13 protein-coding genes are annotated in these 15468 nt (G+C 59.2%); 6 read left to right on the forward strand and 7 right to left on the reverse strand.

Annotation, left to right across the window (positions count from 1 at the left end; all coding sequences use genetic code 11):
• Positions 1–67: 67 nt before the first annotated feature.
• From ACYASU_RS22815 to ACYASU_RS22825, 3 genes are read left to right on the forward strand one after another with little or no spacing between them, the layout of a single operon-like run.
• Entirely contained in the window at positions 68–4744 is a 4677-nt protein-coding gene (locus tag ACYASU_RS22815; protein WP_463584156.1) for an RHS repeat-associated core domain-containing protein, read from the forward strand.
• The gene (locus tag ACYASU_RS22820; protein ID WP_244655917.1) at positions 4741–5148 is read left to right on the forward strand and encodes a hypothetical protein; all 408 of its coding nucleotides are present in this window, start codon (positions 4741–4743) and stop codon (positions 5146–5148) included. Before ACYASU_RS22815 ends, ACYASU_RS22820 begins: the two co-directional genes overlap by 4 nt.
• A 6-nt stretch (positions 5149–5154) precedes the next feature.
• Positions 5155–5616, forward strand: coding sequence for a hypothetical protein (locus ACYASU_RS22825; RefSeq protein ID WP_463584157.1), 462 nt, complete (start codon positions 5155–5157; stop codon positions 5614–5616).
• 170 nt (positions 5617–5786) lie between these two features.
• On the opposite strand, the gene ACYASU_RS22830 is transcribed toward ACYASU_RS22825, so the two are convergent.
• The gene (locus ACYASU_RS22830) at positions 5787–6953 is read right to left on the reverse strand and encodes a cysteine desulfurase family protein (RefSeq protein WP_463584158.1); all 1167 of its coding nucleotides are present in this window, start codon (positions 6951–6953) and stop codon (positions 5787–5789) included.
• A 206-nt stretch (positions 6954–7159) separates the two neighbouring features.
• On the opposite strand from ACYASU_RS22830, the gene ACYASU_RS22835 reads away from it, so the two are divergent.
• The gene (locus ACYASU_RS22835) at positions 7160–7621 is read left to right on the forward strand and encodes an Lrp/AsnC family transcriptional regulator (RefSeq protein WP_463584159.1); all 462 of its coding nucleotides are present in this window, start codon (positions 7160–7162) and stop codon (positions 7619–7621) included.
• 98 nt (positions 7622–7719) lie between these two features.
• Here the strand turns inward: ACYASU_RS22835 and pcsA are convergent, their stop codons facing one another.
• A complete protein-coding gene (pcsA, locus tag ACYASU_RS22840; protein ID WP_133770588.1) occupies positions 7720–8439 on the reverse strand; it encodes a phosphatidylcholine synthase in 720 nt (239 codons plus the stop codon).
• A 286-nt stretch (positions 8440–8725) separates the two neighbouring features.
• Between pcsA and ACYASU_RS22845 the strand changes: the two genes are divergently transcribed.
• A complete protein-coding gene (locus ACYASU_RS22845) occupies positions 8726–9055 on the forward strand; it encodes a hypothetical protein (RefSeq protein WP_463584160.1) in 330 nt (109 codons plus the stop codon).
• A gap of 67 nt (positions 9056–9122) precedes the next feature.
• Here ACYASU_RS22845 and ACYASU_RS22850 read toward each other — a convergent pair whose 3' ends face one another.
• A complete protein-coding gene (locus ACYASU_RS22850; protein ID WP_463584161.1) occupies positions 9123–11117 on the reverse strand; it encodes a peptidase U32 family protein in 1995 nt (664 codons plus the stop codon).
• A gap of 122 nt (positions 11118–11239) precedes the next feature.
• On the reverse strand, positions 11240–11620 hold the full coding sequence (locus tag ACYASU_RS22855; RefSeq protein ID WP_463584162.1) for a RidA family protein: 381 nt from the start codon (positions 11618–11620) through the stop codon (positions 11240–11242).
• A gap of 443 nt (positions 11621–12063) precedes the next feature.
• Between ACYASU_RS22855 and ACYASU_RS22860 the strand changes: the two genes are divergently transcribed.
• Positions 12064–12921 carry an SDR family oxidoreductase gene (locus tag ACYASU_RS22860; protein WP_346628960.1) on the forward strand — a complete coding sequence of 286 codons (858 nt, stop codon included), beginning with the start codon at positions 12064–12066 and terminating at the stop codon, positions 12919–12921.
• A gap of 81 nt (positions 12922–13002) precedes the next feature.
• On the opposite strand, the gene ACYASU_RS22865 is transcribed toward ACYASU_RS22860, so the two are convergent.
• The 3 genes from ACYASU_RS22865 to ACYASU_RS22875 all read right to left on the reverse strand — a co-directional run bounded on the left by ACYASU_RS22865 (position 13003) and on the right by ACYASU_RS22875 (position 15149).
• The gene (locus ACYASU_RS22865; protein ID WP_463584163.1) at positions 13003–13371 is read right to left on the reverse strand and encodes a hypothetical protein; all 369 of its coding nucleotides are present in this window, start codon (positions 13369–13371) and stop codon (positions 13003–13005) included.
• A gap of 292 nt (positions 13372–13663) precedes the next feature.
• Positions 13664–13882 carry a PLD nuclease N-terminal domain-containing protein gene (locus ACYASU_RS22870; protein WP_282371371.1) on the reverse strand — a complete coding sequence of 73 codons (219 nt, stop codon included), beginning with the start codon at positions 13880–13882 and terminating at the stop codon, positions 13664–13666.
• 25 nt (positions 13883–13907) lie between these two features.
• A complete protein-coding gene (locus ACYASU_RS22875; protein WP_192172496.1) occupies positions 13908–15149 on the reverse strand; it encodes a zinc-dependent alcohol dehydrogenase in 1242 nt (413 codons plus the stop codon).
• Positions 15150–15468: the final 319 nt, after the last annotated feature.

Raw genomic sequence — 15468 nt, forward strand, 5'->3', positions numbered from 1 at the left:
GATATCTCCGTCGCCCCCGGTTTGGCAAACACGCCTGCCGGATGGTTTTTGAGCACGGAGAGCATCCTTGGCAAACCCCGTAGTTACGCCCGGCAGCGACCAGAAACGCGAGCCTCAAGTGGCGATCGTTCCGCTTGATCTGATTCAGCTTGAGGACGTTGGCGTCGGTGCTGCAAACGTCGATGCCTGGTTACAGGAGATCAGCGGCGGCGTTGTTTCGCTTGATCGAATCAAGGCCCAGGCAGGCGGACTGCCGGTGGTGGGCAACATCATGGCGCTGGTCGATGCCTTGAATGACATCGCCAGGTTGTGGAACAGCGAGAATCGCGATCCGCTGGATTGGGTGAGTCTGGGCATCAATCTGATCGGAGTGATGCCACGCCCGCCTCGCATGGCGGCGGCACGGATGAGCCTGCGGCCAATGCTGTTTCTGGTGCGCCAGGAGATGCGTCGGAGCGGGAAATTGGTGTTGGGTGACGTGCTGATCGAGATTCTGATCGGGCACCTCAACGCGGACATCGTCGGGACGCTTGATGACTTTGTGCCACAGGCGCAGGCCAAGCTCCCCGGCATTCTTGAGGATGCCGGGAAACTTGGGGAAGGTGTGCTTCTTGAGATCGCTTCCGGTCTTGAAAAGCTGGTTAACCCTGAGCTGAACGCCAAGGCTGATTTGCTGGAAGCGGAGAAATTGATTCATGCCGCCGGTGATCTCTGGGCTTACGACCCTCAGGCTGCGATTGGCAATATTTTTGCGGCCGCTGCGGATGTTTGCATTGCTGCGGGTAAAGGCGCTGTTAACGGTGCTGCCGAATATTTCGTGCCTGAAGCGCTGAAGGCGCAGGTGCTCAGACATGCGGCTTCGTTGCGATCACTGGGCCCGGAGCTTCGGGATCAGATCAATCGTCTGGCGGATCCTGGGGTTCAGAATTCCATTGGTTCGCTCCTGCTCACGCTGGGTGATGCGGTGGTCACCTGGCGGTCGCGCAATGGGCATGGCCAGTCGTTCAACATCAAACCGGGGATGGTTAATCAGGCCAAGCGCAAGGCGAGTGAAGGCAAGCTTGAGGCTGTTCAGTTCGAGAAGCCTGCAAAGGGTCGGCCCAACGAACAGAAGAATTGCGCCTGTGCGGCGACGATCAAGAGCATCAGCTTTGCGATGGGCTCGGAGTCGGTTAGTCACACCGATTTCAGTCTGCCGGGTCCGTTTCCGATTGAGTGGACGCGGACTTACTGTTCGAGTCTGGATGCGTTTGATGATGATGTAATCGGTGCGCGGTGGATTACGGCGTTTACTACACGTTTTGATCTCGTCGGCGACGGTTTGGTGTTTCATGACTTCGACGGGCGTAGCCATGAATTCCCTCTTCCCAAGGTCAAGCTGTTTCACTTTAACGCCATTGAAAATCTGACCGTCGTTCGCGTCAGCAAGGATCGGTTGGTGCTGATGCGGGGCTTGGAGCAAAGGGAGACCTATGTTCAGCGGGGTGATCGTTTCGTTCTGATCAACAAGGTTTTGCCGAATGGCGCCGGGGTGATGTTGCATCACGAGCATCGCCATGGAGATCGGATGGTGCTCTCCGAGTTAGTCACTTACTCGGAAAAAGACGTCAACAAAGTTCATCTGCGCCTGGGCACTTTGATCGATGATCAGGGGCGTCTGACCGGTCTTTGGGAGGTTCGTGATGCCGACGTCAAACGGCAACTGTGCGCGTATCAATACGATGATTTTGGTGACCTTGTTCTGGCTCAGGACGAGAACGGTTCGGCCTGGCGCTACCAGTATCAAAACCACCTGATTACCCGTTATACCGACCGCACCAATCGCGGTTTGAATCTGCAATGGCAAGGCTCCGGCCCCGATGCCAAGGCCGTGCGCGAATGGGCCGATGACGGCAGTTTCGAAACCCGACTGGCGTGGGACGAAAATATCCGCCTGACCTACGTCACCGATGCTTTGGGCCACGAAACCCGGCACTACTACGACAGCCTCGGCTACACGTACCGCATCTGCCACGCCGACGGGCGTTCCGAGTGGTTCTTCCGCGACGCCGCGAAAAACATCATCCGCCACGTCCACACCGACGGCAGCACGGATCGGTATCGCTACGACAAGCTCAGCAATCTGACGGAACACACCCGCGCTGATCACAGCGTGATGAATTACGCCTACGACGAAAAAAGCCATCTGATCAAAATCAGCGATGGCGAGGGTGGGCTGTGGAAACGGGACTATGACCTTCGCGGCAATCTCGTTGAGGCGATTGATCCGCTAGAGAACGTCACCGAGTACGCCTACAACTCGTTTGGTCTTCCTACTGCGATCAGGGATGCCAATGGCAACAAGAAGGCGTTGGCCTACAACGATGCCGGACAACTCGTTAAGTACACCGACTGCTCGGGCAAGGTGAGTAGCTGGGAATACGACGAACGCGGTCAGATGGTTCGCTTCACCGATCCCGCTGGCCACGGCACCACGTATGAATACAAATCAGGTCAGTTGGTCCTGATCAAGCATCCGGACAAAACCGAAGAACGTTTTAGTCGCGACGCCGAAGGCAGGCTGCTCGCCCACTCCGATGGCCTGGAACTCTGCACCACATGGCGCTATACCGCTGCGGGATTTATCGCCGAACGCGTCGACGCTGCCGAGCAAACCTTGCGTTACCGCTGGGACAAGCTTGGCCGCCTCGTTGCGCTGGAAAACGAAAACGAACGCCGCGCCGACTTTCACTACGATCCAGTCGGGCGACTGCTGGAAGAGCGCGGCTTCGACGGTCGCTCGACTCACTATCAGTACGACCCAGAAACCGGGCGCCTTGCCGAGACTATCAACGGCCAGCGCTCCATTGCTTTGACATTCGACCCGATGGGCCGCCTGACCGAACGCCGCGCCACCCTCGGCGAACAAGCCCAAAGCGAAACCTTCGCCTACGACGGCAACGGCCATCTGGTCATGGCGACCAACGCCATCAGCAAACTGCAATGGTTTCATGATCCCGCCGGTAACCTCCTGCGCGAGCATCAGCATTACTCGAATCTGGATAAACCGCTGGTTGCCGTGTGGCAGCACGAGTACGACGCGCTCAACTACTGCATTGCCACCATTCGCCCGGACGGCCATCGCGTCAGCTGGCTGACCTACGGCAGTGGCCATCTGCTCGGTCTGAAGCTCGACGAGCACGAACTGCTCACTTACGAGCGCGATGATTTGCACCGCGAAGTCGCCCGCCATCAGGGCAACCAACTCCTGCAAACCCAAAGCTGGGATCCGGCGGGACGCCTTCAAGAACAGCTACTGGGCCGAGCAGACGACAAAACCACCGTCATCAAACGCACGTACACCTACGACGCTGCCGGGCAGCTCACCGACATCAACGACAGCCGCCGTGGTGTCCTTGCTTATAAATACGACCCGGTCAGCCGCCTGCTCGCCGCAACCAGTCGCCTCGGCACCGAAACCTTTGCCTTCGACCCGGCCAGCAACCTGCTCGATGACAGCGCCGTACCCGCGCGCCGCCCACTAGACCCCGAGCCGGCTCAAAACAAACTCGTCGACAACCTGCTGCGCGACTACGCCGGCAACCACTACGAATACGACGAACGCGGCAACCAGACCGAGCGCTGGACCAACGGCCTGCGCAGCGAACTGCACTGGGACCTCTTTGATCGCCTTGTGCATTTTCGAGATCCGCGTCTGACTGTCGACTTCGGCTACGACCCCCTCGGACGTCGCCTCTACAAACTCTCCAAAGCCCACTACCGACCGCGCCCCGAAGCCGGCACCGGCTGGAACGAAAACGAACACGCCCGCAAAGAGCGCGAGCTCGGCTGCGGCTTCACCCTGTACGGCTGGGACGGCGACAACCTCGCCTGGGAAAGCAGTCCGCCGCCATACGCCGGCGCCCTCGGCCGAACCGTCCACTACATCCATGAACCCGGCACTTTCGTGCCAGTGGCCCAGGCCATCCGCCACGAAACCATCCGCCTCGTAAGCCAACCGACCTACGAAGGCCGCTACAACTTCAAAGAAGACCCGCTCTGGAACTACAAGCCAGTCGCGCTGCCGATTGACGCACTCGCCTGGTACCAATGCGACCACCTCGGCACGCCCCAGGAAATGACCGACCAGAACGGCAACACCGCGTGGAGCGCTCAGTACAAAGCGTGGGGCGAGGCGCAAGAACAGCGCTCAGAGTTCGCCCAGCAAGTCGGCCTGACCAACACCATCCGTTTCCAAGGCCAATACCACGACCACGAAACCGGCCTGCACTACAACCGGCATCGGTACTATGATCCAAAGGTCGGGCGGTTCATCAGCAAGGATCCGATTGGCTATTTAGGTGGATTGAACATCTACCAATATGGGCCAAACTCAATCAGTTGGGTCGACCCGTTAGGGCTGGCAAGTTCGCCCGTCGGACCAGGGCGTAAGCCTAAGTCAGATAAGCCTAATCAGAACTGCAAACGCGCATGCAGAAAAAAATGGGAGGTCAATCGCTACGACCGCGTTTGTGAGGGTAATGTCGCCGGCGTGGGTTATGCAAAATACTTTTATGAACCGAAATGGAGCCAATGGTGGTCGATTGATAAAACGGGTCATGGAAAAAGCGCGTGGAAAGTTTACGATAAAACTGGTACGTGGGTCGCTGACGCGGACGTCTATGGTGATCACATGAGCAAGCACAAGAGCGGAATCGGAAAGAACATTGATTTCAGGTCTTTAAAATGCAAGGACAATAAATGATAAAGTCTGCTGAAGAATTTGTCGCGCTACGAAGTAGTGACTTAAAAAGTGAGTATGACAGAGCTGCGATGGAAGAAGCTCCGGCATCTGTCTGGCGCGAGATCATCATAAAGTACCCCAACTATAGGCGATGGGTTGCGCATAACAAAACCGTGCCGCTGGAGATCCTTGAAGATCTGTGTATTTTTGACAGTACGATCAGGCAGGCCGTCGCAAGAAAACGGAAATTATCGCCGGCGCTGTTTGAAACACTCTCCAGAGACGTTAGTGATGTTGTAAGGGTGGCGATAGCCGCAAATAGAAAAACACCAATCGCGATTTTAGAGAGATTGCTGACAGATCAGGACGAAGATGTCGCGAACGTAGCTAGACTCAACCTTGATGATCGAAAAACTAGCCAGTGATGAAAAATGATCACATCTGCTGAGGAATTTGTTGCGCTAAGGAGTAGCTCAATTAAAAGTGAGTACGACAGAGCGGCAACTGAAGAAGCACCCATTTCGGTGTGGCGCGAGGTGATCAAAAATTATCCGGATTACAGGCGATGGGTGGCGCACAATAAAAGTGTGCCATTGGAGATTTTAGAGGAGCTGTGCCAGTTTGATAGTACTATCAGGCAGTTCGTGGCAGCCAAGAGAAAGCTATCACCAGCGATGTTTGAGGCTCTTTCTCAGGATGAAAGCCATGTTGTAAGAATAGCTATAGCCGCCAACAAAAAAACACCAATTGAGATATTGGAAAGATTATATGGTGATGAAAACAAGCATGTGGCACGCGCCGCAGGCTACAACCTTGAAGATGTTAAGAGTAAACAGAACAAGAAAAAGGGAGTTGAGGTCTCTAAGTTTTACTTTGATGGGGCGCCTACGTAGTCAAGAGTGTACAGCGTCTTACAGTCTCTGGTAGAAAACTAACGAATTTAAAGTGCTGTATAAATACAGCTTCCCTTAACTTTCGAAGTTCCAAGCAGTCAGAGGGGACAGGTTTATTTACGGTGAAGCGCTGTAAATAAACCTGTCCCCTTACGATCCAACCCACCTTCTCACCAAAACGTCGCCGGCGCACTCAACTTCCCGGCAATCACCGCAATCACCGCAATCGCCTTCTCCACATCACCCACCTCGGTATACCGCCCCAAGCTCAGCCTCAAGCTGCTGCCCGCCTGACCCTGACTCAACCCCAGCGCCAGCAACACGTGGGAAACGCTGCTGCTTGCAGAGTTACACGCCGAGGTCGACGAAACCGCCAATTCGCTTGCAAGGCTGGCGACGTTAAACCCCGGGCTGTCGATGCAAACGTTGAGCGTGTGGGGGACACGCTGTTGCGGATCGCCGTTAAGGCTTACGCCCTTCAGGCTGAGCAGGCCTTCACGCAGTTGCGCCGACAAGGCACTGATGCGCGCGACTTCCTCGTCCATTTCCGCGCTGGCCAGTGCGTAAGCCGCGCCCATGCCGACGATCTGGTGGGTGGCGAGGGTGCCGGAGCGGTAACCCTGTTCGTGGCCGCCGCCGTGCATCTGTGCTTCGAGCAACGGCCGTGCGCGATCGCCTATGTAGAGTGCGCCGATGCCTTTGGGGCCGTAGGTTTTGTGCGCCGAGAAGGACATCAGGTCCACCGGCAACGCGCTCAAGTCGATTGCCAGTTTGCCAGCGCCTTGAGCGGCGTCGACGTGGAACAAGGCGCCGTGTTCACGGACGATTTGGCCGATGGCGGCAATGTCAGTGACGGTGCCCAGCTCGTTGTTGACCAGCATCAGCGACACCAGCAGGGTGTCGTCGCGCAGCGCCTGGCGCACGGCATCGGGGTGAATCAGGCCGCGGTTATCGGGTTCGAGCCAGGTCACCGGGCAACCGGCCTGCTCAAGCTGGCGCACGGTGTCGATGACGGCTTTGTGTTCGATGGTGCTGGTGATGAGGTGGCGACGGGCGCCGTTGTTGGGGTTGAGCGCGATGCCCTTGATCGCCAGATTGTTGGATTCGGTCGCGCCTGAGGTCCAGACCACAGCATCGGCACTGCAGCCCACCAGTTCTGCTACCTGGCGGCGCGCCAATTCAACGGCCTGGCGGGCTTGATTGCCGTAGGCGTGGGAGGTGGAAGCTGGGTTGCCAAAGGTGCCTTCGCGGCCCAGGCAGGTGACCATGGCCTGGATGACGCGGTCATCAACCGGTGTGGTAGCGGCGTAATCGAAATAACAAGGGAGTGTTTTCATGGGGATTTCTGCGCTGTCCATCGTGCAGAAAATACTACTAGCGTCAGGCTGAAAAAAAATTGATTCCTCAACGGAGATTTAGACTCGGCTTAGAATATATTTCCGGTAAAACCCCAGTTAGCGGAATATGGTTTCAGCTCCGCTCTTTTTGGCCTATCTTTATCGCTTCCCGGCATATGACTTCACCCGAGGCCACCGCGCATCCCATGGACAAATTCGACCAGGCCATCCTGAGCATTCTGCAAAACGACTGCACCCGTCCGATCGCGGAAATCGCCGACAGCGTCGGCCTTGGCAGCACCGCATGCTGGCGTCGGGTACAGAAGCTTGAAGAGCAGGGCATGATTCGCGGGCGGGTGGCGTTGCTTGATCCTGTGCAATTGAACGTCGCCGTGACGGTGTTCGCCGCCATTCGCACCAACCAGCACAATGCCCAGTGGCTGGGTCGTTTCCATGATCTTATCGCCACGTTGCCCGAAGTGGTGGAGTGCTACCGCATGGCTGGCGACACCGACTACATGCTGCGGATCGTGGTGCCGGACATCGCCGGCTATGACGCCGTCTACAAGAAGCTGATCCAGCTGTCCGGGATCACCGACATGAGTTCCAGCTTTGCCATGGAGCAGATCAAGTCAACGACCCAGCTGCCGTTGAGTTACACCCTCTAAGCCCGCGTCAAAAACGCCTGGTTAAACCCCGCGTAAAAAAAAGCAGCCATCCGAAGAGGGCTGCTTTTTTTGTGCGTCGAATAAAGCCGTCGGAAGAATCAGACGCGGGCTTTGTCGATCCATTCCATGGACGTGCGCCAGATGCAGATCCCCAGGAAATACGCCGACATCGCCAGCCACACGAACAGCGTCACCGATGCGTTGTACGGGTGGTTCATCACCAGCAGGAAGCTGCAGAAAAACCACACGGCCGTGACCGCGATGTTGAGCGGCATAAAGCGGCGAACACGGAACGGGTGCAGGAACTTCATGCGAGTGACGGTCAGCAGCGCCAGGCAGATCACCGTGATGAACGTCAGCCACGGCGCAGGGGAAAGGATGTACACGCACAGGGCAACGACGTTCCAGGCGGCGGGGAAGCCCTGAAAGTAGTTGTCCTTGCTCTTCATCTCGACGTTGCAGAAACAGAACAGCGACGACACCAGAATGATCGAAGTGGTCAGCAGCAGGGTGTATTCCGGCAGCGGGATGTAGCGGTAGATGAACAGGGCGGGGATGAATACGTAGGTCAGGTAATCGATCACCAGGTCCAGCACCGAGCCGTCGAAGTGCGGCAGGACCGACTGCACGTTGAGCTTGCGCGCCAGGGAGCCGTCCACGCCATCGACAATCAGGGCAAAGCCCAGCCAGAGCAGGCACGCCTTGGGTTGATTGTCGAACAGAGCAATGGTCGCGAGAAAGGCGAGCACCACGCCCGTGGCGGTAAAACCATGGGCGCCCCAGGCCTTGAGCCAGGCGATGCGTTGAATTGGAATCATGGACGGTCCTTCTGGAAATAAGCGGGTTCGGTCGGGTACAGCAGCGGTCGACGGAACCAGAGGTGCATCTATCGACCGGGGATCGGCCGATAAGGTTCATACGTAACCCCTACACGGTAGCAGGCGGCGCAGGCTTTCGTTAATCAAATGTGACGCGGAGCCCTGAGACATGGCGGCGCGGGTGTCATTGGTCGGCTGGCCGAGAAAGAAGGCAATATGCTGGCCCCGGTGGAAGGGCGCTGTCGTCAGAATCCGCGCCTGATCAGTCACTTAGGCAAGGAATCGCATGTCATTTCTCAGGGCTCTACTGACCTTCTGCGTTCTCGCAACGGTGACTTCCCAAGCCTTTGCGCGCCCACCGAGCAAGAACGAACGCGACCTCTGCACCTGGGGCGCCGGGATGGCGGGCGCCGCTCAGCAATACAAACTCTCTGGCCTGACGCTGTACGGCGCACGCAAGAAGATGCAGGCCCAGCACTTCGCCCAGCAATGGATGCGCATGAGCGCACTGGGCATCACCGAACAGACCTACGACAGCCCGTCGCGACTGCGGCCGGAAAGCGTCAAACAGGTGTATTACGAAGGCTGCATCAAGCACGAAGTCGCTCGCCGCTGACTCACCGCGCTGCATCACGGAAGCTCCATTCCGAAAGGTGCAGCGCGGTCAGCGCAACAGGCCCGGATCAGTGGGGTGCGCGCGGGATGGTCTTCAGCAGATCAGCGGGGCTGATATGCCCCACCACCTGCACGCCGCTGCCCGGATGCGGCAGACCCAGAATGTGGCCCTTGATCTTGCCGATCACGTGCATCTCGCACGGCTTGCAGTCGAACTTCAACGTCAGCACTTCATCGCCATGCACCAGCTGCATCGGCGCCACCTTGGTGCGCACGCCGGTTACGCCCTTGGCCTGCTTCGGACACAGGTTGAAGGAGAAGCGCAGGCAGTGTTTGGTGATCATCACCGGCACTTCGCCTTTCTCTTCGTGGGCCTCGTACGCGGCGTCGATCAACTGCACGCCGTGACGGTGATAGAAGTGCCGCGCCTTCTCGTTGTAGACGTTGGCCAGAAACGACAGGTGCGCCTCAGGGTAAACCGGCGGCGGCGAGGTTTCCGGCTTGCGGGCACCGCGCGGGTGCGCCTGGATGCGGGCGGCGGTCAAGCTCTCGATCACCTCACGGCGCAAGGCCTTGAGTTGCGAGTTCGGAATGAAGAACGCCTGGGGCGCGTCCAGCTCGATGGCCGTCGCGTGGTATTCGGTTGTGCCGAGTTGGCCGAGCAGATCGTGCAGCTGTTCCAGTGCCTGCTCCGGTTTGTTGGCGACGCCAAACGGGCCGTTCAGCTCGACGCGGGCGCTGATGCCTTCTTCGCTGGTGGCAACCAGTTCCAGACGCTCTTCACGCAGACGCGCGGCCCATGACAGGCCAATGCGGCGTTCGGCCGAGGTCTTTTGCAGCGCTTGCTGCCAGTTGTGATCGAGGTTGCGGCTGAGGGGATGGTTGGGCCGCAGTTGCAGACCCTTCGGCATCTCGTTCGGCTCGACGCGGTAGCGATAGCGCTTCTCGCCGTCTTCTTCGAACTCGCCTTTGGGCTCGGCGATGTTGGCGCGGAAACCCACCACTTCGCGCTTGACCAGCACGTTGAGGCCGTCGCCGTTGGACAGCGGCTCATGGGTGACCACCTGCAAATCACGCTTGCCGACTTTCTCGACCACGCCGACCAACAGGCCGGTGAAGGTCGGAGAGTCGAATGCGCCAATGTCGATCTTGCGATCGGTGACGAAGTAGTCGGTGCTGCCCCGGTGGAAGGTCTTGTCCGGGTCCGGCAGGAAGAAGTGCGCGGTGCGGCCGCTGGAGGCGCGGGCCAGGTCCGGGCGGTCTTCGAGAATCTCGTCCAGACGCTGGCGGTAATAGGCCGTGATGTTCTTCACGTAGCCCATGTCCTTGTAGCGGCCTTCGATCTTGAATGAACGCACGCCCGCATCCACCAGTGCGCGCAGGTTGGCGCTCTGGTTGTTGTCTTTCATCGACAGCAAGTGTTTTTCGTACGCAACGACGCGACCCTGATCGTCTTTCAACGTGTAGGGCAGACGGCAGGCCTGGGAGCAGTCACCCCGGTTGGCACTGCGACCGGTCTGCGCGTGGGAAATATTGCACTGACCGGAGAAGGCCACACACAACGCGCCGTGAATGAAGAATTCGATGGCGGCATCGGTTTCGTCGGCGATGGCGCGGATCTCTTGCAGGTTCAGCTCACGGGCCAGTACCAGCTGCGAGAAGCCGGCCTGATCGAGGAAACGGGCGCGTTCCAGCGTGCGGATGTCGGTCTGGGTGCTGGCGTGCAGCTCGATGGGCGGAATGTCCAGCTCCATCACGCCGAGGTCCTGCACGATCAGCGCGTCGACGCCTGCGTCGTAGAGCTGATGGATCAGCTTGCGCGCCGGCTCCAGCTCGTTGTCGTGAAGAATGGTGTTGATGGTGGTGAAGACGCGGGCGTGGTAACGGCGGGCGAACTCGACCAGTTGGGCGATTTCGCTGACGTCGTTGGCCGCGTTGTGGCGCGCGCCGAAGCTGGGGCCGCCAATGTAGATCGCGTCAGCGCCATGCAGAATGGCCTCGCGGGCAATGGCCACGTCGCGGGCGGGGCTGAGCAATTCCAGGTGATGTTTGGGCAGAGACATATTTTTTTAGTCGGCACGGTCACGGTCAAGGCGCGCATTGTAGCGGCGAAACGCTTGACCGGCACCCGTCTGCTGCCCGGTGGCGCCTGCCTGTTGAGCGGGGCGCCGGGAAACCCGCGGGATCAGGCCTTGGCGGCCATCGCCGTGACTTCCACGCGCATGCCTTCGACGGCCAGCGCCGCGACGCCAACAGCGGCGCGCACCGGCCAGGGTTTGGCGAAAAAGCGTTTATAGACGTCGTTGAAAGCGGCGCGATCGGCCATGTCGGTGAGGTAGATGGTCAGGTGCAACACGCGGTCCATGGAACTGCCGGCCCGCTCCAGCGCCACTTTCAGCGCCTGCAGCGTGCATTCGCTCTGCTCGACGATACCGCCCAGTTCCAGGCTGCCGTCAGCGCGCGTGGGGATCTGCGTGGACACCAGCAGACCACCGAAGCCGGCGACGTCCGAGGAGATGGAATCGGCGTCGGGATCCGGCGTGAAGGTGATGTCGTGGTTTGCCATGGGAGCTCTCTTCTACGAGTGTGTGGATGACGGGCCAGGAAACGGCCGACGCTCATGATGTCCGACTCGGAAGGGAAAGGGGAGGCCTGACGGTGTTTAGGCGGGCCATGTCGGCATGGCTTACGATCAAATCCTGATACCGATGCGCCAGGGGCCGGCACAAAAAAGCGAGCCGCCCTCACGTTATCTCTGACGCGAAGGCGGCTCCGGGGGGGTTGTCAAATCGGCGGATTCAACGTGATTGAAAGTAGCAGCGGTCGATTCCGTTAGCTAGCTAACATTTAGCAATACAGTGTTGCGGATGTGGAAAGAATCCACATCGCATCGGTACTCGATGAAACCGCCTGGCAAGGCCGTTTTAAAAAACTCCGAACTCATCCCTCGCGCCTTCAGTCCACCTTTGACGCTGACCGTTTGCGTTGGACTATTTCAAGGAGAGCCCCATGACTGATTACCCGAAACCGCCGTTCAAGCCTCAGCAGCAAACAGTGCCTGGCGATCAGAGCCGAATGGAGCCATACCCGGATTGCGGCGAGACCAGCTACAAAGGCTCGGGCCGCATGAGCAACAAAATTGCGCTGATCACCGGCGGTGACAGCGGCATCGGTCGCGCAGTGGCAATTGCCTACGCTCGCGAAGGCGCCGACGTGGCGATTTCCTACCTTGATGAGCACGAAGACGCCAAGGAAACCGCACGCTGGGTGGAGGAGGCGGGCCGTCAGTGCCTGCTGCTGCCGGGCGATCTGGCCGAGAAGGCCCAGTGCCTGGCGATTGTCGACGAGACGGTGAAGAAATTTGGCCGCATCGACGTGCTGGTCAATAACGCTGCCTTTCAGATGTCCCACAAAACCCTCGAAGAAATCCCCGACGAGGAGTGGGTGAAGACCTTTGATATCAACATCACCGCAATGTTTCGCATCTGCAAGGCCGCAGTGCCCCACATGGCCGCGGGCAGTTCGATCATCAACACCAGCTCGGTCAATTCCGACTCGCCGAAGCCGACGCTGCTGCCCTATGCCGCCACCAAAGGCGCCATCGCCAACTTCACCGCCGGCCTGGCGCAGTTGTTGGGTGAACGCGGCATTCGCGTGAACAGCGTCGCGCCCGGCCCGATCTGGACGCCGTTGATCGTGTCGACCATGACTGACGAAGACGTGAAAAGCTTCGGCGAAGAAACTCCGCTTGGGCGGCCGGGGCAGCCGGTGGAAGTCTCGCCGATCTATGTGCTGCTGGGCTCCGACGAGGGCAGTTACATCTCGGGGACACGTTATGGCGTGACCGGCGGCAAGCCCATTCTGTAAGGGGCTCGATTGCCGTGCGTGGACGTTTGGCTCGTAGCGCGTCCAGGAAGGGGCTGCCAACGCAGCCCCTTTTTTCGTCCCTCACCGGGTTGGCCGAATACCGTCGAGCTTTACCCCTGCCAGACGGCTTGCCCGCTGCAGCATTTCCTCGGCGCTTTTACTGCGCAGGCTGGTTGCAAACGCGCTCAGGCTTTCGGCGATGTCGCTGATGCAATGGGAGATGCCGAGGGTGTCTCTGTCTTGCAGTTCTTCAGCCGCAGCGCTTGCCGTCCGTGCCAGGTTTTCAATCTGATCGGCGGCGCTGTCGCGATCACTGCCGAACGGCTCGGTACCGTGGTCACGGGCTGCGTCAATCAGGCCTTTCGCGTTGTCGTGCCGCGTGTGCTGCGCTTCGCCGGCTGACCCATGGGGGTTTTGAGTGCCTGGGGTGTCTTCGCTGAATGTGGGCATTTGATCATCATCCTTAAATCAATCGGGACATCATTCGGGGCAAAGGCACACTCAGGGACGGGCGCACCTGGCCATCTCACGCGGCAGCGAATCTGCACGCTGTGTAAGGGTGGAGGGGCCTAGGGAAGCGGGAGTTCGGGGTCGAAGACGGACGGTCGAGCAGTTGATCCGAACGCTGGAAAGGCGGGGCCATGATCGATCTGTTCGGGCGTGAATTGATTCAAACGAGGGGAATGTGAGGGCAGCATCGGCGCGCGGTCATTGCGACCGCGCGCCGTAAAACGGGCCTGTCTCAGCCCTTGCTGTGCGCCTTGGACGTGGGTGCCTCGACGATACCTCGCGGGCCGGCGATGCCCCAGATGGCGACACCGATGACAGGGAAGATGAAGATCAGCACCGCCCAGCCGATCTTGGTGCCGGACGATTTGGTGCTGCGCCAGACACTGGCGATGGCCCACACGTCGACCAGAAGGATGATCACCGCCAGGGCGATCGAGAAGAGCGTTTCCATATCAATGTCCTCGGTGCGCGCGCAATCACATGGCGGGGATGCCGGTGACGGTTCCGGTTTGGGTCACGGTTTCGGTTTCGGTCAGAGGGATTTCAGGGCTGCCCGGTGTCAGGATGACCTTGCGGCAGTCTTCCTGTTTCTTGTCGAAAATCTTGTAGCCTTCGGCGGCCTGCTCCAGCGACATTCGGTGGCTGATGATCGCCTCGGGGGCAAGGCGGCCGGCCTCAATGTGCTCGAGCAGTTCCGGCAGGTAGCGTTGCACGTGGGTCTGGCCCATTTTGAAGGTCAGGCCCTTGTCGAACGCATCGCCGAACAGGAAGCCGTGGATGAAGCCGGCGTACACACCCGGCACGCTGACCACGCCACCACGGCGTACTGCTGCGATGCACTGGCGCAAGGCCTTGCCGCTGCTGCCTTCCATTTTCAGGTTGGTCAGAATGGTTTCGGTGGTGCTGCCTTTGGCTTCGAAACCTACCGCATCGACCACGCCGTCGACGCCGCGCATGCCCTTGGTCTGACGAATGATGGTGTCGGCCGGATCGTCGTCTTCATCGAAGTTGATCGGGATCACGCCGTAGGTGGCCTGGGCGTATGCGAGCCGGTAGGCGTGGTGGTCGACCATGAAAATCTGATCGGCGCCGAGCATCCGGGCGACGGCCGCCGCCATCAGACCCACAGGCCCCGCGCCGTAGATGGCGATGCTTGAGCCCTGGCCGATGCCGGTGTTCAGGACCGCCTGATAGCCGGTGGGCAGGATGTCGGAGAGGAACAGCACCTTCTCGTCCGACAGCGTGCCGGGGACCTTGAACGGGCCGGTGTTAGCCTTCGGCACTCGCACGTATTCGGCCTGGCCGCCGGGGATACCGCCGTACAAGTGGCTGAAGCCGAACAGCGCCGCCCCCGGCGGTATGGCCTTCTTGTTCATGATCGCGCCGCGACCGGTGTTGGTGGTTTCACAGGCGGCGTACAGGTCCAGGTTGCAGAAGAAGCATTCGCCGCAGGCAATGACGAAGGGGATCACGACCCGGTCGCCGCGCTGCACGGCGGTCACGGCTGAGCCGGTGTCTTCAACAATGCCCATGAATTCGTGGCCGAAGATATCGCCGTGTTCAACGGTGGGGATTTTGCCGCGATACAGGTGCAGGTCGGAGCCGCAGATCGCCGTGGCGGTCACGCGCAGGATGATGTCGTCAGCTTGTTCGAGGACCGGATCGGCAACGGTGTCGACTTTGACGTCATGGGCGCCGTGGTAGGTGAGTGCTCTCATTGTGATTTTTCTCCGCGATTAATTAGGGGCAACTAAGTAGCGGAGCAGGCGGCGAGGGGTTTAGTTCAGGACTTTGCAGCGGTGGGGGATTAGCGGTGCGTGCGGGGCCACTATGTGATCGCGGTCCCGCTGGTAAAACGCGTTGCTTTGGTGGGATCGGCTTCGGCCGGGAAGAGGCCAGTGGGTGCACCCTCAATTCTGCGGTGTGACAACCGACGCCTTCCCGGCTAAAGCCGGTCCTACCATGAGCACGCGGTCGATTAGTAGGACCGGCTTCAGCCGGGAAGAGGGCTGTGTGTGCGCCATCAATTCTGCAGTG

The organism is Pseudomonas sp. HP_12 (genome assembly GCF_055283955.1).